The 18,155-nt window shown below is 66.1% G+C and carries 16 protein-coding genes; 8 read left to right on the top strand and 8 right to left on the bottom strand.

Annotation, left to right across the window (positions count from 1 at the left end; translation table 11 throughout):
- Positions 1–729 precede the first annotated feature (729 nt).
- The 3 genes from AB0B25_RS17830 to AB0B25_RS17840 form a co-directional block, all read right to left on the bottom strand.
- Positions 730–1,608 carry a carbohydrate ABC transporter permease gene (locus tag AB0B25_RS17830; protein WP_357180306.1) on the bottom strand — a complete coding sequence of 293 codons (879 nt, stop codon included), beginning with the start codon at positions 1,606–1,608 and terminating at the stop codon, positions 730–732.
- 64 nt (positions 1,609–1,672) lie between these two features.
- Entirely contained in the window at positions 1,673–2,632 is a 960-nt protein-coding gene (locus AB0B25_RS17835; RefSeq protein WP_357180576.1) for a sugar ABC transporter permease, read from the bottom strand.
- A 110-nt stretch (positions 2,633–2,742) separates the two neighbouring features.
- On the bottom strand, positions 2,743–4,044 hold the full coding sequence (locus tag AB0B25_RS17840; RefSeq protein WP_357180309.1) for an ABC transporter substrate-binding protein: 1,302 nt from the start codon (positions 4,042–4,044) through the stop codon (positions 2,743–2,745).
- A 118-nt stretch (positions 4,045–4,162) separates the two neighbouring features.
- Here AB0B25_RS17840 and AB0B25_RS17845 point away from each other — a divergent pair, with 118 nt between their 5' ends.
- Together AB0B25_RS17845 and AB0B25_RS17850 are read left to right on the top strand one after the other, a co-directional pair.
- Positions 4,163–5,020, top strand: a complete 858-nt coding sequence (locus tag AB0B25_RS17845; RefSeq protein WP_357180312.1) for a DUF2786 domain-containing protein — start codon at positions 4,163–4,165, stop codon at positions 5,018–5,020.
- A 136-nt stretch (positions 5,021–5,156) separates the two neighbouring features.
- The gene (locus tag AB0B25_RS17850) at positions 5,157–5,669 is read left to right on the top strand and encodes a TIGR04338 family metallohydrolase (protein WP_357180315.1); all 513 of its coding nucleotides are present in this window, start codon (positions 5,157–5,159) and stop codon (positions 5,667–5,669) included.
- A 654-nt stretch (positions 5,670–6,323) separates the two neighbouring features.
- Here AB0B25_RS17850 and AB0B25_RS17855 read toward each other — a convergent pair.
- Positions 6,324–7,307: an o-succinylbenzoate synthase gene (locus AB0B25_RS17855; protein WP_357180318.1), complete on the bottom strand. Its 984-nt coding sequence runs from the start codon at positions 7,305–7,307 to the stop codon at positions 6,324–6,326.
- An 89-nt stretch (positions 7,308–7,396) separates the two neighbouring features.
- Between AB0B25_RS17855 and AB0B25_RS17860 the strand changes: the two genes are divergently transcribed.
- Complete coding sequence (locus tag AB0B25_RS17860) at positions 7,397–7,801, top strand: hypothetical protein (RefSeq protein ID WP_357180321.1); 405 nt, start codon at positions 7,397–7,399, stop codon at positions 7,799–7,801.
- Between the two features lie 45 nt (positions 7,802–7,846).
- Entirely contained in the window at positions 7,847–8,185 is a 339-nt protein-coding gene (locus AB0B25_RS17865; protein ID WP_357180323.1) for a hypothetical protein, read from the top strand.
- Positions 8,186–8,222: 37 nt separating this feature from the next.
- Here AB0B25_RS17865 and AB0B25_RS17870 read toward each other — a convergent pair whose 3' ends face one another.
- Positions 8,223–9,392, bottom strand: coding sequence for a thiolase family protein (locus tag AB0B25_RS17870; RefSeq protein ID WP_357180326.1), 1,170 nt, complete (start codon positions 9,390–9,392; stop codon positions 8,223–8,225).
- 112 nt (positions 9,393–9,504) lie between these two features.
- Between AB0B25_RS17870 and AB0B25_RS17875 the strand changes: the two genes are divergently transcribed.
- Complete coding sequence (locus tag AB0B25_RS17875; protein WP_357180328.1) at positions 9,505–10,017, top strand: helix-turn-helix domain-containing protein; 513 nt, start codon at positions 9,505–9,507, stop codon at positions 10,015–10,017.
- A gap of 320 nt (positions 10,018–10,337) precedes the next feature.
- Here the strand turns inward: AB0B25_RS17875 and ugpC are convergent, their stop codons facing one another.
- The 3 genes from ugpC to AB0B25_RS17890 all read right to left on the bottom strand — a co-directional run bounded on the left by ugpC (position 10,338) and on the right by AB0B25_RS17890 (position 14,342).
- The gene (gene ugpC, locus AB0B25_RS17880) at positions 10,338–11,420 is read right to left on the bottom strand and encodes a sn-glycerol-3-phosphate ABC transporter ATP-binding protein UgpC (protein WP_357180331.1); all 1,083 of its coding nucleotides are present in this window, start codon (positions 11,418–11,420) and stop codon (positions 10,338–10,340) included.
- A 188-nt stretch (positions 11,421–11,608) separates the two neighbouring features.
- Positions 11,609–12,589, bottom strand: coding sequence for a phosphotriesterase-related protein (locus AB0B25_RS17885; RefSeq protein ID WP_357180334.1), 981 nt, complete (start codon positions 12,587–12,589; stop codon positions 11,609–11,611).
- A 493-nt stretch (positions 12,590–13,082) separates the two neighbouring features.
- Positions 13,083–14,342, bottom strand: a complete 1,260-nt coding sequence (locus AB0B25_RS17890) for a helix-turn-helix domain-containing protein (RefSeq protein WP_357180336.1) — start codon at positions 14,340–14,342, stop codon at positions 13,083–13,085.
- A 245-nt stretch (positions 14,343–14,587) separates the two neighbouring features.
- On the opposite strand from AB0B25_RS17890, the gene AB0B25_RS17895 reads away from it, so the two are divergent.
- From AB0B25_RS17895 to AB0B25_RS17905, 3 genes are all read left to right on the top strand, one after another.
- Positions 14,588–15,382 carry an LLM class F420-dependent oxidoreductase gene (locus AB0B25_RS17895; RefSeq protein ID WP_357180339.1) on the top strand — a complete coding sequence of 265 codons (795 nt, stop codon included), beginning with the start codon at positions 14,588–14,590 and terminating at the stop codon, positions 15,380–15,382.
- Positions 15,383–15,533: 151 nt separating this feature from the next.
- Positions 15,534–17,330: an ABC transporter substrate-binding protein/permease gene (locus tag AB0B25_RS17900; RefSeq protein WP_357180341.1), complete on the top strand. Its 1,797-nt coding sequence runs from the start codon at positions 15,534–15,536 to the stop codon at positions 17,328–17,330.
- On the top strand, positions 17,331–18,056 hold the full coding sequence (locus AB0B25_RS17905; protein ID WP_357180344.1) for an amino acid ABC transporter ATP-binding protein: 726 nt from the start codon (positions 17,331–17,333) through the stop codon (positions 18,054–18,056). It abuts the gene before it with no gap.
- Positions 18,057–18,155 lie beyond the last annotated feature (99 nt).

An 18,155-nucleotide genomic window follows, 5' to 3' on the forward strand; every position in this document is an offset into this window, starting at 1 on the left:
CGAAGCGCCCGCGCCGCAGGCGCAAGTCTCGGCCGCTGGGCGCTTCGGCCGCTGGGACGCGAGCCGGGCCGCGAACGGTGCTCGTAAGTCTCGCACTCGACTGGGCAGGGAGGGGGGTGATCAGGCGGTTTGTGTTCGTGTTGTGGGGGGTCCGATGGATCGGTCAAGCTGAAAGGTCTTGGTCGGGCGAGTCGTCGCGGTGGTCGTTATGTCGTTTCGACGCAGTTCAGTTGTTGGAGGACGGCGTCGGTGATTCGAAACCCGAAGGTATCGCGATAGAAGGTGTCGAGGTGTGGTTCGTAGTCGACCCGGAGCCCTTCGAGGCCGAGTTCGCGTAGGTCGCTGATCAGGGCTGTGAACAGGCTGGATCCGATGCGCTGAGGGCGGAGGTCCGGGGCTTACCGCGGTGTCGAGGAGGTACGCATGTCTTGTCCCAGTTCGGACCGCGTGCACGAATCCGACGAGCCGATCGCCGACGAACGCGCCGACCCATGATCGGCTGTGCCGTTCCAGACGCACCTTCCAGGGGGCAGTGCGTGGTTACCGCCGGCATCGCGGCGATGCTGGAACCAGCGATCCGGTAGGCCTGTTCACTTTTGAGCATGGCGTAGCGGATGTCGCAGCGGCGGCGGGCCAGGCGAATGAGGGTCGCGTTGTGTTTCTTGTGTGGACGCGGGCGACGCCATGTGTCGTGGTGGTGCGAATTCCTGGGTGCGGGCGTGGCCGCGATCAGCTCTTCACGCCGCCCGCGGTGAGCCCGGAAATGATTCGTCGCTGGAAGAGCAGGACCATGATGACCAGCGGGATGGTGACCAGGGTGCCTGCTGCCATGATCGCGGCGTACGGGTGTACCAGCGGATTGTTGCCGGAGAAGCGGGCGATCGCGACGGTGACCGGCTCGGTTTTGCCGCTGGAGAGCAGGCGGGCCAACAGGTATTCGTTGACCGCCGCGATGAATGCGAGGATCGCGGTCGTGAACACGGCGGGCGCGGCCAATGGCAGCATGACCAAACGGAATGCCTGCATCTTGGTCGCGCCGTCGATCCGCGCCGCCTCCTCCAGTTCCCACGGCAGTTCGGCGAAGAAGGACGCGAGGATATAGACCGTCATCGGTAGCACGAACGAGATGTTCGGGATGATCATCGCCTGGTACTTGCCGATCCAGCCCAGATTGGTGAACAGCTGGAACAGCGGCGTCACCAGCACGACGACCGGAAACATCGAAGCGCTGAGGATCAGACCGGACACCACGTATTTGCCTCGGAAGGTGAGCCGGGCCAGCGCGTACGCGGCGAACACGCCGATCACCAGCGCGATCGCCGTGGTGACCGCGCCGATGAGCACGCTGTTCACCAACGCCCTGCCGAAGTCGTTGCCGCGGCTGGTGTCGAACGCATTGCGGAAATTCTCCAGCGTGATGTGCGTCGGCCACGGCGTGTTGTCGAAGGTGTAGTCGGGATCCCGCAGCGCGGTGACCGCCATCCAGTAGAACGGCGCGAGACCCCACACGAGCACGATGAGGGCGCCGAGATACAGCCGGACCGAGCCCAGCCGCTTGCTCCACGGGAACGATGGCACACCGGTGCTTTTCGTCGTCTGCACGGACATCAGCGCGCCTCCCAGCTCGTGCGGGACATCCGGTCGAGCCGGACACGCGCTGTGCAAGGGTGTCTCATGCTGCTCTCCGCTGCTCTTCCTGGGTCCGAACCGCGTTGGCGCCCAGGATCTTCACGAGCACAAACGCCACCGCGAAGATCAAAAGGAAGGTGATCGTCGACAGCGCGGCGGCGCTGTTCGGTCCCTGACGCACCTGCTCGACCACCAGGATCGACACGGTGCGGGTAGACGGGTTGCCCAGCGTCATGATCGCGGGCAGGTCGTACATCCGCAGTGCGTCCATGGTGCGGAACAGCACCGCGACCAGCAAGGCGGGTTTCAGCAGCGGAAGCGTGATCTGGGTGAACCGCTGCCAGGCCGAGGCGCCGTCGACCCGCGCTGCCTCGTACACGTCGGCGGGGATCACCTGCAGGCCGGCGAGCAGCAACAGCGCCATGAAGGGCGTGGTCTTCCAGACATCGGCCGCGATCACAGCGGCCCGCGCGGGCCATGCGTCGGAGGTCCACAGGATGTGCGTGCCGAGGACTCGGTTCACCACACCGTCGTACTGGAACATGAATTCCCACAGTCGTGCCGTGACGGCGGTCGGGATCGCCCACGGAATCAGCACGGCCGCCCGCAGCAGCGCCCTGCCGCGGAATGTCTTGCCCATCACCATGGCCATACCGAGGCCGAGCGTGGCCTCGAGCGTCACGGTCACGACCGTGAACAACAGCGTGACCCCGATGGCGAGCCAGAACTGGGCGCCGAGATTGCCGGTCGGGCAGGGCACGGTCTCGCCGCCCGCGACCTGACACTGCTGCAGCAGCCAATGCGAATAGTTCGATATCCCGGCGCTGCCGCCCTCGACGAACATACCGGTCACCGGGTCGAGCCCGGAGTCTTTCTGGAACGACATCCACAGTGCTCGGACCACCGGATACCCGATGACCACCGCGAGTGCGAGCAGCACGGGCGTGACGAAAAGCCATGCTCGACCGGAGCGCCGCAACTCTAGGGCTACTGTCGCGCCCAGGCCGCGTCGAACCGGAAGGAACTCGTCATTCGGCACGCTGGGTACTGCTCCCGAAGGATCCGACACCGTATTCACTCCTGCGGGCTAGTCGGGTCCGTTACGCTCACCACCTACGATCCGGCGGTTTCGATACCCTTCTGCATGCCGGTGACCGCGTCGTCGACGGACTTGGTTCCGTTCAACGCAGCATAGGCGTTGTCTTGGATCGCCTTCGACACCGCTGGATAGAACGGGGTCACCGGGCGCGGCACCGCGCTGGCAATCGAATCCTTGAGTGCGGGGAGGTAGGGCATCTTCGCGATCAGGGCCGGATCGTCGTACATCGATGCCCGAACCGACGGCAATGCGCCGGAGGCGACGATGTGTTGTGCGTCCTCGCTGATCAGGAAACGCAGGAAGTCGAGGGCGGTGGCCTTGTTCTTCGAGTACGCGCTGATCGCGGCGTTGTAGCCGCCGAGCGTGGAGGCGCCGACGCCGTTCTCGCCGGGCAGCGGCGCGACCGCGAACTTGTCCTTGACCGCGGAGGCTTCGCCGCCGACGTCACCGTAAGTGGACGGCCACGAACGCAGGAACATCAGCTTGCCCTGTGCGAAGGCATTGCTGGATTCCGGCTCTTTGAAGGTGATGGCTTCTTTCGGAATGTCGCCGTTGTTATACGCGTCGACCAGGACTTTCAGTCCGGCGCGTGATTGCGGGCTGTTCACCGTGGGGGTCTTGCCGTCGGCGCCGACGAAGCTGCCGCCGTAGGCGTTGATCACCTCGGCCGCGTTCACGGTCAGGCCTTCGTACGGCGCGAACTGGCCGGCGTAGCAGCCGATGTTCTGGTCACGCGCGATCTGGCACTGGGACAGCATCTCGTTCCAGGTCTTGGGCGGGTTGGGCACCAGGTCTTTGCGGTAGAACAGCAGGCCGCCGTTGGTGTTGCGCGGCGCGGCGTACAGGGTGTTGTTGTAGGTGGCGCTGGCGACCGGCGGCGACAGCAGCGCGGTGGTGTCGATGGCGAAGGAGTCCTTCAGCGGTTGGATCCACCCCTTGGCGGCGAATTCCGCGGTCCACGGCACATCGAGCGCGACCACGTCGTAGTCGGGCTGCTTGGAGCGCATGTGTTCGACCAGGTCGTCGTACTGCTGGGAGGCGTCGTTCGACTGCTCCTTGAACGTCACCTGTTCGTCCGGGTGCGCGGCGTTCCATCGGTCGATCAGCTGTTTGACCGCGCCTGTATCGGTGGTGTCCTTGCCTTCGACGTAGGTGATCGGGCCGCGTCCGGTGAGGTTCTGGCTACTCGGGCTGCCGCTGTTGTCGCTGGAGCAGGCGCTCGCGAGGGCCGTGGTCAGCAGTGCGACCGACGCGATCGCGACCGCGGCCCGTGGTACGAGCGACGAACGTAGGGACGACACGTTGTGCACAGTCATCGCGGACTCCAGGATTTTCGTGATCGGCAGCACACCCTGCAGGTGCACAAGGCAAGATACATGGTGTTGACATGGCATGCGTGATCGCGGCGCGATGTCGTCGCTAGGCTAGCCGGTGATGACTTCGCCGAACGCGGTCCCCGATCGGATGCTCACCCGCATCGGCGGCCTGCTGCGCAAGGCCGAATCCACCGATAATGAACACGAGGCCGAGGCGTTCCTCGCCGCGGCGCAGCGGTTGGCCACCAAGTCCGCGATCGACCTCGCGGTGGCGCGCGCGCATACCGCGGGGCGCGAGCGCAAGGCGACACCGGTGCAGCGGATCATCCCGATCGGGGCGCCGGGCAAACGCGGGTTGCGCACCTACGTCCAATTGTTCGTGGCGATCGCGTCGGCCAATGACGTGCGCTGCGATGTCGCCAGGACCTCGACGCAGATCTACGCCTACGGCTTCGGCTCGGACATCGATACCTGTGAGGCGCTGTACGCGAGTCTGCTCGTCCAAATGGTGCGTGCGTCCGACCAGTACATCAAGTCGGGAGCATATCGGTCGGCCACCGTGGTGAAGGTTGTCGTGGAGAAGCGAAAGGGTCGACCGGTCCGACGTACCGTGCAGACTCCGGTCGCGGGTGTGACAGCGCGACTGAACTTCCAGATGGCGTTCGCCGCGCGAATCGGGCGGCGGTTGGCCGAGGTGAAAGCTCAGGTCGAAGCGGAGGCAGTGCCCAGTGCGGCCGTCGCGACCGGTACCGCACTGGCGCTGCGCGACAAGGAACTCGAACTCGTAGATTTCTACTCGCGAACCTCGCAGGCGCGCGGCACTTGGCGCGGCCCGCAGGCATCGACGGGGCATTCCGCGGCCGCGCGGGCCGCGGGAGATCGCGCCGGCCGGGCCGCACGGCTCGGCGCCGAACCTGAACTACCCGCTGCCCGTGGGCAATTGACCTCACCCGACGCGGGCGGCGGGCAGATGTGAATATTGTCGGCCGTTCCGTGAGAGCGGGCGAATCCTGCCGCATGCGGGCCGGCGATGTCCTGGTCGGGTTCGGTGGTCGGACGTGTGTCGACGGCGCGGGCGACTCGAGCCCGCAGCCGGCGGTGGGGTGGCGTCGATGACCGTGCGCGACAGTCAACGCGCCAAGGTATACGACGCCGAACAGTTGGTGCGCGGGGTGTTCGATCGCGCGGACGAGTACGACATACGTACCGTCGAGCTCTACGGCTCACATCTCACCCTGCCGATCGAACGCCGCTTCGCGTCGGTCGAGTCCGTGCAGAGCTATGTCGAGAAGGTACTGGAACTCAACTGGATTCGGGCACAATGGGATCGAGCCGCCGTGCCGGTTCGTGTCCGCCCGCGGGCCGGGACGACCGCGGCGCACTACGAGAGTGCCGAGAGCGTCCTCGCCGTGCCACTGCATATCGGCGCCACCGCCTGGGCCCTGCGTGAACTGGTGATCCTGCACGAACTGGCACATCATCTCGAGTCCGATCCCGCCGCGGCGGCCCCGCACGGCCCCGAATTCTGCGGCCGGTACCTGCAATTGGTCGACGGCGTCGTCGGCCCCGAAGCGGCGCTGCTCTTGCGCGCCACCATGCTCGGCTGCGGCGTGCGTCTCGGGTGAGCATGTCCAACGGTCGTCGGCGAAACCGTCTGCCAGCCACTCGCTTGCGAAGGACTAGTGGCATCGTCCGAACCTTGCTGCCCGGCTCTATACCCCCGGCACATGTCGTGTGGGTCGGCTGGTCGATTCACGGCAGCGACCAGGTCATATTTCGCTCGGCCGCTCCGCCGGCCGGGTGCCCGTAACCGTCGAGAGTCGTCGACGGTAGTCGAATGGTCGTTGACCGGTGCCTCATCGCCGCCATATGACTACGCTGCGCGGGCGGTCAGCGGGAGAGTGTTGCGTCCGGTTGAATCGCGCGGACTGGGTGGGGCGTTCACCGACGTCGCGGTGACGGAGTTCTTTGGCGCCGCCGAACTCGGCGACCAGGAATGCCTACCCATCCGAGTCGGGAATTGTGTTGTTGGTGGGAGATTGGTGCCGCTAATTGGACCTATGCCGTCGGGTGAGGTCGTACCGCTGTCGGGAATTGTGTTTTACGGTGAGGGGTGGTGCCGCTGGTTGGACCTATGCCGTCGGGTGAGGTCGTACCGGTGTAGAGAATTGTGTTTCGGTGGGGGTCGGTGCTGTTGGTAGGGCCTTGCGGTCGAACTGAAGCGTGCTGTCGGTGGGGTCCGGTCCCCTCGAAGGTGACCGTGTCGCCGACCGGGGCGACTACGTCGTCGGGCCTTCCCGAACCAGTGTCATGACGCGCTCCAATCGCTCCCGCCACCATGCGGTACGTGCGGGGTCGGGGTGCTGGTAGCGCTCCAGCAGGATCGGGTCCGGGAGCGGCGGGGTGCGCGGAACGGGGAGGTAACCGTCCACCGGGCGTAGGGAGTCGGGTACCACGTCGCCGGTGAGCAGGCTCAAAGTGCCCAGGCCGCAGGCGAAATCGAGGTGGGGGAGCGCCCCGGCCAGCGCCAGCTGGGCGGCGAGGCCGACGCTGGTTTCCAATGCGGAGGAGACCACACAGGGGAGGCCGGCGGCTTCGGCTACCCGGAGGGCGCGACGGACGCCACCCAGCGGTGTGCATTTGAGGACGGCGATGTCGGCGGCGCCCGCGACCGCCACCCGCAGCGGGTCTTCGGCGCGGCGAATCGATTCGTCGGCGGCGATCCGGACCTCGACCCGACGGCGCACCGCGGCCAGTTCCTCGATGGTCCGGCACGGCTGTTCGACGTATTCCAGACCGCCTGCGGCCCGGTCGATCCGCGTGATGTGCGTGATGGCGGTGTCGACATCCCACACCGCGTTGGCATCGACCCGGATCGCGCCGTCCGGGCCGAGCGCGTCGCGCACCGCCTCCACCCTGGCCAGATCCTCGGTGAGCGACCCGGGATGATCGGCGACCTTCACCTTGGCGGTGCGGCATCCGGACTCGGCGACGATGGTGTGCGCGCGCTGCGGATCGACCGCGGGCACGGTGCAATTGATCGGAATGCGATGCCGTACCGGCTCCGGCCAGCGCACAGTGGTCTGCTCCAGCGCGGTGGTCAGCCAGCCCGCGGCCTCCCGATCGTCGTACTCGGGGAACGGACAGAATTCGCCCCAGCCGAGCGGACCCTCGATCAGCATCCCCTCGCGCACCGTGATGCCACGGAACCTGGTGCGCATCGGAATGGCGTAGACAACGCTCTGTACGGCGGAATCGCTCATCGCGAACCAGCTTATTCGAGATACTGCTCAGGCGAACTCGAGTAGTTTCCCCGAGTCGCCGGACGGCGCGACCGGGGATCGTCGACGACATGAACGAGACAGGCTTCCCGCGCCCCGCCCCGTGGCCGCCGCATCACGCGATTCCTCAGCCGGGGAGCGCGCCGCGGGTCCGAGCCTGGGATCTGGCGCTCGCCGCCATGCTGTACTGCGCCGCGGCGGTTCTCGGACTGGCGGCCGTCTACTTCACTCTCTTCTTCGCCTTCGCCGCTGATTCCTGCACGCCGGACAATTGCCGCAGCGCGTACCTCACCTGGGCCTTCGCGGTGTCGTGGGGTGGTACCGCGTTCGCCTTGCTCGGCTCGCTCGCTCTGATCATCGTTGCTGTGGTCAAGCGCTGGTACCTGTGGTTCTGGCCGGTGTTGGCGATGGTGTTGATCGTCGGCTCGTTCTTCGGTGGCGCTGCGCTGGCCACCCGGGTTTACACGCCGTTCTGAGCGGGTCGGGATGTCGTGCGGCGGTACGCGAGTCATGCTGAACGCATGGCGTGGCATCCACGGCAGCGGTTGGTCGATGTTCTGCGCGCGGCGTTCGGCTCGGTGATCGCCCTCGGATTCGGCTGGCTGATCGCCTCTTTCGTTCCGCTCTACGACGTGCTCGCCCGCGATGTCGGCGACGCCACCGGCGTCGGGTACCTGGCGTGGGCCCGGGTCATCGCGTGGGCCGGTATCGCGGCCTCGGTGATCGCTGCCGTTGTCTCGGTCCTGGCGAAAGTGCGCGACGGCAGGCCGATCGCATGGACGCCGTTGCTCGCGGTGCCGCTGATCATCGAATCCTGGCTGGTCGGATTCCTGATCGCGCTGGTGCTCGGCTCGGTCTGAACGCGGTGCCCGCCGTGGGACGGGTACCGCGGACCGCTCAGAGCCGTTCGAGAATGGTGGCGTTCGCCAAGCCGCCCGCCTCGCACATGGTTTGCAGCCCGTACCGTGCGCCACGGTCGCGCATGGCATGCACCAGCGTGGTCATCAGGCGTGTGCCGGACGCACCGAGCGGGTGCCCGATGGCGATGGCGCCGCCGTTGACGTTGACCTTGCCGAGGTCGGCCCCGGTGTCGTGCGCCCACGCGAGCACCACGGGCGAGAATGCCTCGTTGATCTCGATCAGGTCGATGTCGGACAGGTGCAGTCCGGCCCGCTGCAGCACTTTTCTGGTTGCCGGGATCACCGCGGTGAGCATCAGCAGCGGGTCGTCACCGGCCACCGCGAAACTGTGCAGCCGAGCCAGCGGCTTCAGACCGAGTTCCTTGGCGCGCTCGCCGGTCATGATCAGTACCGCCGCGCTGCCGTCGCTGACCTGGCTCGCGCTTGCCGCGGTGATCTCCCAGCCGATCTGTGGGAAGCGGGCGGCCATAGCCGGGTCGTAATAGGCCGGGCGCAAGGTGGCCAGCGTGTCCAGTGTGCTGCCCACCCGGATGCCTTCATCGGTGCCGAGCCCGTTGATCGGTGCCAGTTCCCTGGTGAACAAGCCGTTCTTGGTGGCGAGCGCGGCCTTCTCGTGGCTGCCGAGCGCGAACTCGTCCAGTTGGGTGCGGGTCAGCCCCCACTTGGCCGCGATCAATTCGGCGCTGATGCCCTGCGGCACCAAGCCCTCGGGGTACCGTTCGGCGAAGCCGACGCCGGCGATGTCATCGGAGCCGACCAGGTTGGCGCCCATCGGAACCCGTCCCATCGACTCGACGCCTGCGGCGACGACGATGTCGTAGGCGCCCGCGATCACACCCTGCGCGGCGAAGTGGATCGCCTGCTGGCTGCTACCGCACTGCCGGTCCACGGTGGTCGCGGGGACGGATTCGGGATATCCCGCGGCCAGCGCCGCCCGCCGGGTCATGTTGGCGCCCTGCTCGCCGACCTGGGTGACGATGCCGCCGATCACGTCGTCGATCAGCGCGGGATCGATGCCGCTGCGGTCCACCACCGCACGCAGGCTGTGCGCCAGCAGGTCCACCGCGTTGACGTTGTGCAGTGCGCCGTTCGGCTTGCCCTTGCCGATCGGCGTGCGTACCGCTTCGACAATCACCGCGTCTCTCATGGGTGCTTCCTTCCGGACCGAGAGCCGGGCGGCCTTGCCTGGCTCTATCTACACATAGTTAGGCTACACCTGGCAATAGTTGATAGAAGTCAGCATCGGTATGATGTTCGTCATGGCAGCAGTAATGGAGGGACCATTGGCCGACCTGGGCTCCTGGACAACCGAGGAGTGCTCGATCGCGAAGGCGCTCGACATCGTCGGCACTCGCTCGGCGGTGCTCATCTTGCGCGAGACGTACTACGGGACCCGGCGGTTCGACGGGTTCGCCAAGCGGGTCGGGATCACCGACGCGGCTGCCGCCAGTCAGCTACGCAAACTCACCGAGGCCGGGTTGCTGGCGAAACGGCCGTATCAGGAGGAGGGCAAGCGCACGCGGCACGAGTACGTGCTGACCCGGATGGGCCGGGATCTACTTCCGGCGGTGCTCGCGCTCATGCAGTGGGGCGACGCCTATCTGCAAACGGGTCCCGCCCCGTTGCTGCTGGTAGACGAAGCAACCGGCGCCCCGGTGCGGGTGCAGGTGCGTAGCGAGGCGGGACGAGAGATCGAGCTGGACGAGTTGGGCATACGGCTCAATGAAAGCTACGTCAGACAGGCGCGGCAGCGCTCCGGCGTGCCGGATTGACCGGCTGTGTTCGGCGTGCCGGATCGACCGGCTGTGTTCCGGAACTCGTCGACAGGGAGAGCCCTGGTCCACGCCGTGACCGCCGACGCGAGCTGGGATTGCGAGCGTTGCGTTGTCCAGCTGTGCGATAGTCGTCGGCCCACCCAGGGCGCTCGAGCACCTCGCGCGGGACACGCCGATCGGCCACATCCCGCAGGTGGACCGCCGCCGATCTGGCCTGCGATTCTGAGCCGCCGCAGGCCGGACTCGTCGCCCCGACCTCTCGTGTCCCCGAGTCCGCCTGCCCGGATGTGCCGGGCGAGCGGGCCGCAGGCGAGGGGTCAGTCGAGGCGGCGGCCGTCGCTGTCGAAGAAGTAGATGTGTTCGGCGCCGGTGAACAGCCGCAGACGGGCGCCCTTTGCGGGCGGGTTGCGCCAATCCGCCCGCGCGACAATGGATTCCCCCACGCCTCTAGTCGCGCCCTCGGCGACAGTGCGGCCGTAGATATACGCGTCGGAACCCAACTCCTCCACCACATCGACCTCCATCTCGATGCCGGAGCTGTCGCCGATCTCGAAGTGCTCGGGCCGGATGCCGACCGTCACCGTACTCCCGGCCGCGTCGGCGACCGACCGTGGCAGTTGCAGGACATGCCCGCCCAGCTCGACCCCGCCGTCGGTGACCGGAAGCGTGAACAGGTTCATGGCCGGCGAGCCCATGAAGCCCGCGACGAACACGTTGGCCGGATCCCGGTACAGGTCGCGCGGGGTAGCGCACTGTTGCAGCAGGCCGTCCTTGAGCACGGCGACCCGGTCGCCCATGGTCATCGCCTCGACCTGGTCGTGCGTGACATACACCGTGGTGGTGCCGAGCCTGCGTTGCAGTTGGGCGATCTGGGTGCGGGTCTGTACCCGCAGCTTCGCATCCAGGTTTGACAGTGGCTCGTCCATCAGGAACACCTGCGGCTGGCGAACGATCGCGCGGCCCATGGCGACACGCTGACGCTGCCCGCCGGACAGCGCTTTCGGTTTGCGGTCCAGGTAGGGCTCCAGATCGAGCAGTTTGGCCGCCTCGAGCACCCGCTTGTGCTTCTCCGCCTTGGCGACCTTTGCCAGTTTCAGCGCGAAGCCCATGTTCTCCGCGACGGTCATGTGCGGGTAGAGCGCGTAGTTCTGGAACACCATCGCGATGTCGCGTTCCTTGGGCTCGGCATGCGTCACATCGTTGGCGCCGATCAGAATGTGCCCGTCGTTGACCTCCTCCAGCCCGGCGAGCATGCGCAGTGAGGTCGATTTGCCGCAGCCGGACGGCCCGACCAGGACGAGGAATTCACCGTCCTCGATTTCCAGGTTCAATTGGTCGACGGCGGGTTTCCCCGCACCGGGGTAGAGCCGTGTCGCGTGGTCGAAGGTCACAGTGGCCATGGTGAATGCACATCCCATCACCGGCAGGAACGTGCCGGACGATCCGAGTAAGGGTGCGGCAGATACTACTGGTCGGTCGGTGTTTCGGCGAGCATTCGTCCCGCCGCTCGGCGTCGCGGGACGTGCCGAGCGGCGGGACCTTCCCCGGATGCGGTCGGGGCGGTATGGCCGTGGTTGTGACTGTCCGGTCAGCGGCCTTCGAAGAAGGCGCGCGGAACCTCGACGAGCATGGCGTCGAACTGCTCTTTGGTGACACCGCGTTCGAGCACGTAGGGCAGCACATCGTCGAACACGTGGGTGTAATGCCATTGCGACAGGGCGGCCATCGCGGCCGGGTCGACCCAGTCGATGTAGCAGCTGGCGTCCTGGGAAAGCACCATGCGATCGGTGTAGCCGCGACGCACCATCTCGATGAGCGTGTCCGCGCGGGCCTCGAAGGTGGTGTCGAGGTTGATGCCGAAGCGGTCCATACCGAGGATGAACCCGGCGTCGGCCAGTTCGGCGAGATGGTCGCAGTCGGTGGTGTCTCCGCTGTGCCCGAGCACGATCCGGCCGGGGTCGACGCCTTCTTCGTCACACATGACCCGCTTCACGTCCAGGCCGGTGCGGGAACCGGGGTGGGTGTGCACGGTGATCGGCGTACCGGTTTCGAGGTGGGCCTTGGCGATCGCGCGCATGACCCGCTCGACTCCGGATGTCAGTCCCTGCTGGTCGATGGCGCATTTGAGCATGCCCGCCTTGACCCCGGTGCCCGCGATGCCGTCTCGAATGTCGGTGATGAACATGTCGACCATGGGGTCGGGGACCTGTGCACCGACCATGTCGTTCAGGGCGGGGCCGCGATAGTGGAAGAAGAACGGGACGTCGTCGTAGGTGTAGACGCCGGTGGCGACCATCAGGTTGATCGGAACCTGTTCGGCGATCCGCTGAATGCGCGGGATGTAGCGTCCGAGTCCGACCACCGTCAGGTCGACCATCGTGCGCACGCCCGCGTCGTAGGCGCCGTGCAGCCGCTGCACGGCGTCGGCGATGCGGTCGTCTTCCGAGCCCCACTCCGTCGGGTAGTTCTCGTGGATGTCCCCGGTGAGCACGAAGACGTGCTCATGCATCAATGTCACACCGAGATCGGTGGTGTCGATAGGTCCGCGCACGGTTTCCAGCTGTTTCACTACGGTCTTTCCTTTGTCTGGGCAGAGCGAACGAGGGTGTTCCGGGGTCGGGTGGACAGCCGCGGCCGATGGACGGGGGCCGAGGACGGTGGGGTCGGAGCATGACGGCTGAGGAGGCACTGCGCCGCTCGCCGTTTCGCAGCCGACGATGCCGTCGTAAAGGGTGGTGTCGAGTGCTGTGCGAGCCGACGAGTGTGTCGTCTCTTCGGCGAGCCACACCCGATGGCAGATGAGGATCTCGACTGAGGGCCGGCTTCAGCCGGCGCGAAGTAAGTGGGTCGAATGCGTAGTTCGCTGCGTGGGGTGGTTCATGAAGTCTCCTTTGCGAATCGCTATGAGCTACGCATACGGGACATGCTACGAACCGGGCTGTGAGGCGGACCATATTCGCCGCGAATGAAACTTCGCATACCTTTTGTGCGCAGCGCACAGAGACGCGGGTTGTCGGCCACAGTGCTGCACGTGCTGGAACCCGGGCGCGCCGAGCGGTCGATCAGCGCGACGTGCCTGGTCGCAGGACCGCGGGCCCCAGCCAGTGGGCCGCCTGCAAGGCCAGATGGAGGTGCAGCGTGCCGTCATGGTCATGGAAGAAGTGCCCGATCAGGTCGAGCGCCTGCTGCACCCGGTACTGGATGGTGTTGCGGTGCACGGCCAATTCCTGTGCGGCTGCGGCATAGCTGCGGTTGTTGGCCAGAAAGACACGCAGCGTCTCGCGTAACCACAGGTTGCGCTGGTTGTCGCTGGCCAGCTCCCCCAGACAGTCGGCCACGTATTCACGCAGTGCCTCGACATCGCCTGCCAGCAATGCGATGGCCGCCACCTGGTCGTAGGCGACCACCCGGGGAGCGCTGTCGCCGGCGAGGAAGACGATCTCACGAACCTGGTCGGCTTGGCGCAGGCTACGGCGGAAACCCGCGATGCCGGCATCGCATCCGCCGATGGCCAATCGCACCGGTAACGACATGGCCGAGATCGCGCGCTCGATCGAGGTCACGTCGATCGCGAACTCACGGGGGATCGAGAACCACAATCGAATCTCGCGCTCGTCGGTCGGCACCATCAACGGCCGCCGCGCATTGTCGAACAGCGGAATCAGCGTCCCGCGCACGGTATCCAGGACATCCATCGCTACCTGCGGTGAAATCTCCGGATCGGTCCAGACATTCACCGCGACGTGGCTGCCGGCCAGCGAGTAGTGCAGCACCTGCTCGGCCTGGGCGACATCGGCGACCGAGCCGTCGAGCAAGCGCGCCACCCATTCCTGTCGCAGTCCGCTGCGACTGCCCACCCACCGGTCGCGTTCCTGTTCGTAGGCGATCCCGACCTGCTCACAGACCCGGTCGATATAGACGGCGGTGCGGTTGACCAGCCGGATGATCGCTGCCGCGCTGTCGGTGCCGCCCAGCTCCACCGCGTACCGCATTGCGATGTCGAGGAACCCGGCATGTCCGATTCGATATCCCCGAATCAACGCGGACAGGGGGACATCACGCTGCGCGAGGGCTCGCGCGTACATCAACGCCCGGGCTGGCGCCTGTACGTCGTGCTCGGCTGCGTCGGTCTGCACGAATTCGAGAACTGCCAGGAGATTGTCGGTCGTCCCCGCTTCGAACAATCCACGCATCCGAGTATCGAGGTCCAGTGCCTCCACTTGTGCGCGCATATCCGCGGACAGATCGCTGATCAACTGATCGCGATTCCGCAGCATTTCGGCCGCCACTCGGCGCACTACTTCGTCGCTACTCCCGGCCACCCGGCACCTCCGTCCACCGGTTCGCGGCCATCGAGAGCGCAACCTAGTCCAGCCCGCCGGCGTATGCCGACGCATTTCGCACCCACCTGGCCCGATGTGCAGGTGGTGGGTGCGAACGGATCGTAGCGGTATGAGTGGTGCGTGTGCAGCAAGCCCTCCGTACGGACCGCGCAGCCAGGCTTCTGCGGGAGAACAACCGCGGCGGTAGCCTCGATCGAGAAGTTCACCGCGGCGAGGAGCAGATTATGAGTCGTCCAGTTCGTATCGGAGTTCAGTTGCAGCCGCAGCATGCGCCCGAGTACCGGGTCATCCGCGACGCGGTGCTGCGCTCGGAGGACGTGGGCGTGGACATCGTGTTCAACTGGGACCACTTCTTTCCGCTCACCGGCGACCCGAACGGGGCGCATTTCGAGTGCTGGACCATGCTGGCTGCCGTCGCCGAACAGACCGAGCGTGTCGAGATCGGCGCGCTGGTCACCGGCGGCGGCTACCGTAATCCGGACCTGCTCGCCGATATGGCGCGCACCGTCGACCACATCAGCGGTGGCAGGCTGATCCTCGGCATCGGCGCGGGTTGGTTCCAGCGGGACTACGACGAATACGGCTACGAGTTCGGTACGGCCGGCAGCAGGCTCACCCTGCTGAAGGAGTACTTGGCCAGGATCACCGATCGGCTACGGAAGCTGAACCCGCAGCCGATCCGCGAGATTCCGATCCTGATCGGCGGTGGCGGCGAGAAGAAGACGCTGCGGCTGGTTGCCGAGTACGCGGCGATGTGGCACATCTTCGCCGACTTGGACGCGCTCGCGCACAAGAACCAGGTACTGGCCGATCATTGCGCGGCGGTCGGCACCGACCAGGCGCGCATCGAGAGGTCGGTGCAGTGGCCGGGCGTGGAGAAAGCGCCCGCCTTCGTGGACGCGGGCGTGACCACGTTCACTATCGGGGTGAGCGGACCGGACTACGACCTGAGCGAGATCGAGCGTGCCGTCCGCTGGCGCGACGAGGTCAATCCGGAACCGGTCAGCGGACTGGCCTGAGCCGGATTGCCGGTCGGCTGACGCACGACCGCGCGCAGTTGGGCTCAGGATGATCCGAACTCTCGACTGCCCTGGACGGCGCTAGTTCTCGCACCACGTGCGTCAGGGGTAGCTGCGGATCAGCTGATTCGCGCGGCTAGGGTGGTCCGTCATGGCTGGTTTGCCCGTTGTTCGGTCTCGTGTGTTGATTGCCGTGATATTGCTTGCCGTGGGTCTCGGTGCCGCGGCGTGTGGTTCCGGCTCCGACAAAGCGAGCACCGAGCGCGACCTGTGCGCACCGCCCGGACTCGCGGCAGCCTCGGCCGCTCCGACCAACCTGGCCTCGTCGGGCACCGCGAGTACCGACCGCTACACCACCACGACCACCGCGCCGCTGTCGTCGATCGACGTCTCGAAACTCGGACTGTCCACGCCGGGCAAGCTGAGCGTCGGCACCCTGTCGGACGCGCCGCCGAGCATCTGCGTCAACGGGCAGGGCACATTCACCGGCTTCGACAACGAACTGTTGAAGGCGATCGGCGCCGAACTCGGCCTGCAGGTGGAATTCTCGGGCACCGAATTCGCTGGACTGCTCGCCCAGGTGTCCGGCGGCCGCTTCGACGTCGGATCGTCGAACATCACCACCACCGACGCACGTCGGCAGCTGGTCGGTTTCACCAACGGCTACGACTTCGGCTACTTCTCCCTGGTGGTGCCGAACGGTAGCGCCATCACAGGTTTTTCGGATCTCAACCGGGGCACCAGGATCGCCGTCGTGCAAGGCACCGTGCAGGACGAGTTCGTGGTGAATCAGTTGCATCTGGATCCGGTGAAGTTCCCCGATTACAACACCGCCTACGCCAATCTGAAGTCCGGCCAGGTAGACGCCTGGGTGGCCCCCTCCGCACAAGCGGAGGGCGCGATCAAGCCGGGTGACGGGACGGCGGTGTCGCAGAACACCTTCAGCCTGGACAATTTTGTCGGTTGGGCGGTCGCCAAGAACAACCAGCCGCTGATCGACGCACTCAACAGCGGCCTCGATGCGGTGATCGCCGATGGCACCTACGCCAGGCTCTACCGCGACTGGGTGCCGCGGCAACTGCCGCCGGGCTGGAAGCCGGGCTCCAAGGCCGCACCACAACCGCAACTGCCCGACTTCGCCGCGCTCGCCGCCGAGAAGCACACCGGAGATACAGCGCAGAGCGCGCCGAAATCCACCGTGCGGCAGTTGAAGGACACTTTCTTCGATTGGTCGTTGTACCGCAAGGCTTTTCCCGACCTGCTCCGGACCGGCCTGCCGAATACCGTGATCCTCGCGGTGGTATCCGGTGTACTCGGCACCGTGCTCGGCATGCTGCTCGCGGTCGCGGGAATTTCCCGAACCCGCTGGTTACGTTGGCCCGCACGGGTGTACACGGATATCTTCCGCGGGCTGCCCGCAGTGGTGATCATCCTGCTGATCGGCCTCGGCATCGGTCCGGTGGTGCGTAACCTCACCGGCAACAACCCGTATTGGCTCGGCGCCGTCGCCCTTGCGCTGCTCGCCTCGGCCTATATCGGCGAGATCTTCCGCTCCGGTATCCAATCGGTCGAGGCCGGCCAACTGGAAGCGGCGCGCGCCATCGGGTTCGGCTACCGGCAGGCGATGACGCTGGTGGTGATTCCGCAAGGTGTGCGCCGGGTGCTGCCCGCGCTGATGAACCAGTTCATCGCGCTGATCAAGGATTCGTCGCTGATCTACTTCCTCGGCCTGCTCGCCACGCAGCGGGAATTGTTCGCGGTCGGGCGAGATCTGAACGCGCAGACCGGAAACCTGTCGCCGCTGGTGGCCGCGGGTCTGGTCTACCTGCTGCTGACCATCCCACTCACCCACTTGGTGAATTACATCGACCGCCGTATGCGCACCGGCCGTCCCGACCGACCCATCGACCCGGTCGACGCGGCCACGATCACGGAAGGGCGCGGATAGATGAGTGCCTCTCTCACCGGAACCGGATTGCATCTGACGCTCGGGCACAACCCGGTGCTGCGCGGCATCGACATCCACGTCGACGCGGGCCGGACCGCCACGGTCATCGGCCCGTCCGGCTCCGGCAAGTCGACGCTGCTGCGTGTGTTGAACCGGCTCTATGAGCCGGACCGGGGTGATGTGTTGCTGGATGGCGCGTCCGTGCTCGCCGAGGACCCGGACAGGTTGCGTCAGCGCATCGGCATGGTGTTCCAGCATTTCAATCTGTTCCCGCACAAGACCGTCGCGGAGAACGTCGCCCTCGGTCCGCGCAAGCTGCGTGGCCTGTCCAAGGACGCTGCGCGGGCGCTCGCGCTCGAGCAGTTGGAGATCGTCGGATTGGCGGAGAAGGCCGACGCCAGGCCCGCCAATCTCTCCGGCGGCCAGCAGCAGCGCGTCGCCATCGCGCGGGCGCTGGCCATGAAGCCGGAGATCATGTTCTTCGACGAGGCCACCTCGGCGTTGGACCCGGAGTTGGTCAAGGGTGTGCTCGCACTGATCGCCGACCTCGCCTCCGGCGGTATGTCGATGATCGTGGTGACGCACGAGATGGGCTTCGCCCGCACCGTGTCCGACAGCGTGGTGTTCATGGACGAGGGACAGGTCGTCGAGGCCGGCACGCCCGACGCCCTGTTCGATGACGCGCAGACGCCGCGGTTGCAAAGGTTCCTTTCCCAGGTGCTCTGACCCCTCCTTCGCAGTCAGACAGCGCATCTTCAGCAATCTGCACGGATGCGCATCTGATAATGTGTCAGACATCACAGTTCCAGCTGTCCGTGCCAGGAA

This window comes from Nocardia sp. NPDC049190, from assembly GCF_040648115.1.
In the GTDB taxonomy this organism is placed as follows: Bacteria; Actinomycetota; Actinomycetes; order Mycobacteriales; family Mycobacteriaceae; genus Nocardia.

What these genes read in the sequence shown, in the direction of transcription:
- AB0B25_RS17865 (WP_357180323.1), top strand. Translation starts at nt 7,847, where the DNA reads ATGGCGTGGCATCCACGGCAGCGGTTGGTCGATGTTCTGCGCGCGGCG.
- AB0B25_RS17860 (WP_357180321.1), top strand. Translation starts at nt 7,397, where the DNA reads ATGAACGAGACAGGCTTCCCGCGCCCCGCCCCGTGGCCGCCGCATCAC.
- AB0B25_RS17900 (WP_357180341.1), top strand. Translation starts at nt 15,534, where the DNA reads ATGGCTGGTTTGCCCGTTGTTCGGTCTCGTGTGTTGATTGCCGTGATA.
- AB0B25_RS17870 (WP_357180326.1), bottom strand. Translation starts at nt 9,392, where the DNA reads ATGAGAGACGCGGTGATTGTCGAAGCGGTACGCACGCCGATCGGCAAG.
- ugpC (WP_357180331.1), bottom strand. Translation starts at nt 11,420, where the DNA reads ATGGCCACTGTGACCTTCGACCACGCGACACGGCTCTACCCCGGTGCG.
- AB0B25_RS17905 (WP_357180344.1), top strand. Translation starts at nt 17,331, where the DNA reads ATGAGTGCCTCTCTCACCGGAACCGGATTGCATCTGACGCTCGGGCAC.
- AB0B25_RS17845 (WP_357180312.1), top strand. Translation starts at nt 4,163, where the DNA reads ATGACTTCGCCGAACGCGGTCCCCGATCGGATGCTCACCCGCATCGGC.
- AB0B25_RS17855 (WP_357180318.1), bottom strand. Translation starts at nt 7,307, where the DNA reads ATGAGCGATTCCGCCGTACAGAGCGTTGTCTACGCCATTCCGATGCGC.
- AB0B25_RS17830 (WP_357180306.1), bottom strand. Translation starts at nt 1,608, where the DNA reads ATGTCCGTGCAGACGACGAAAAGCACCGGTGTGCCATCGTTCCCGTGG.
- AB0B25_RS17840 (WP_357180309.1), bottom strand. Translation starts at nt 4,044, where the DNA reads ATGACTGTGCACAACGTGTCGTCCCTACGTTCGTCGCTCGTACCACGG.
- AB0B25_RS17895 (WP_357180339.1), top strand. Translation starts at nt 14,588, where the DNA reads ATGAGTCGTCCAGTTCGTATCGGAGTTCAGTTGCAGCCGCAGCATGCG.
- AB0B25_RS17850 (WP_357180315.1), top strand. Translation starts at nt 5,157, where the DNA reads ATGACCGTGCGCGACAGTCAACGCGCCAAGGTATACGACGCCGAACAG.
- AB0B25_RS17875 (WP_357180328.1), top strand. Translation starts at nt 9,505, where the DNA reads ATGGCAGCAGTAATGGAGGGACCATTGGCCGACCTGGGCTCCTGGACA.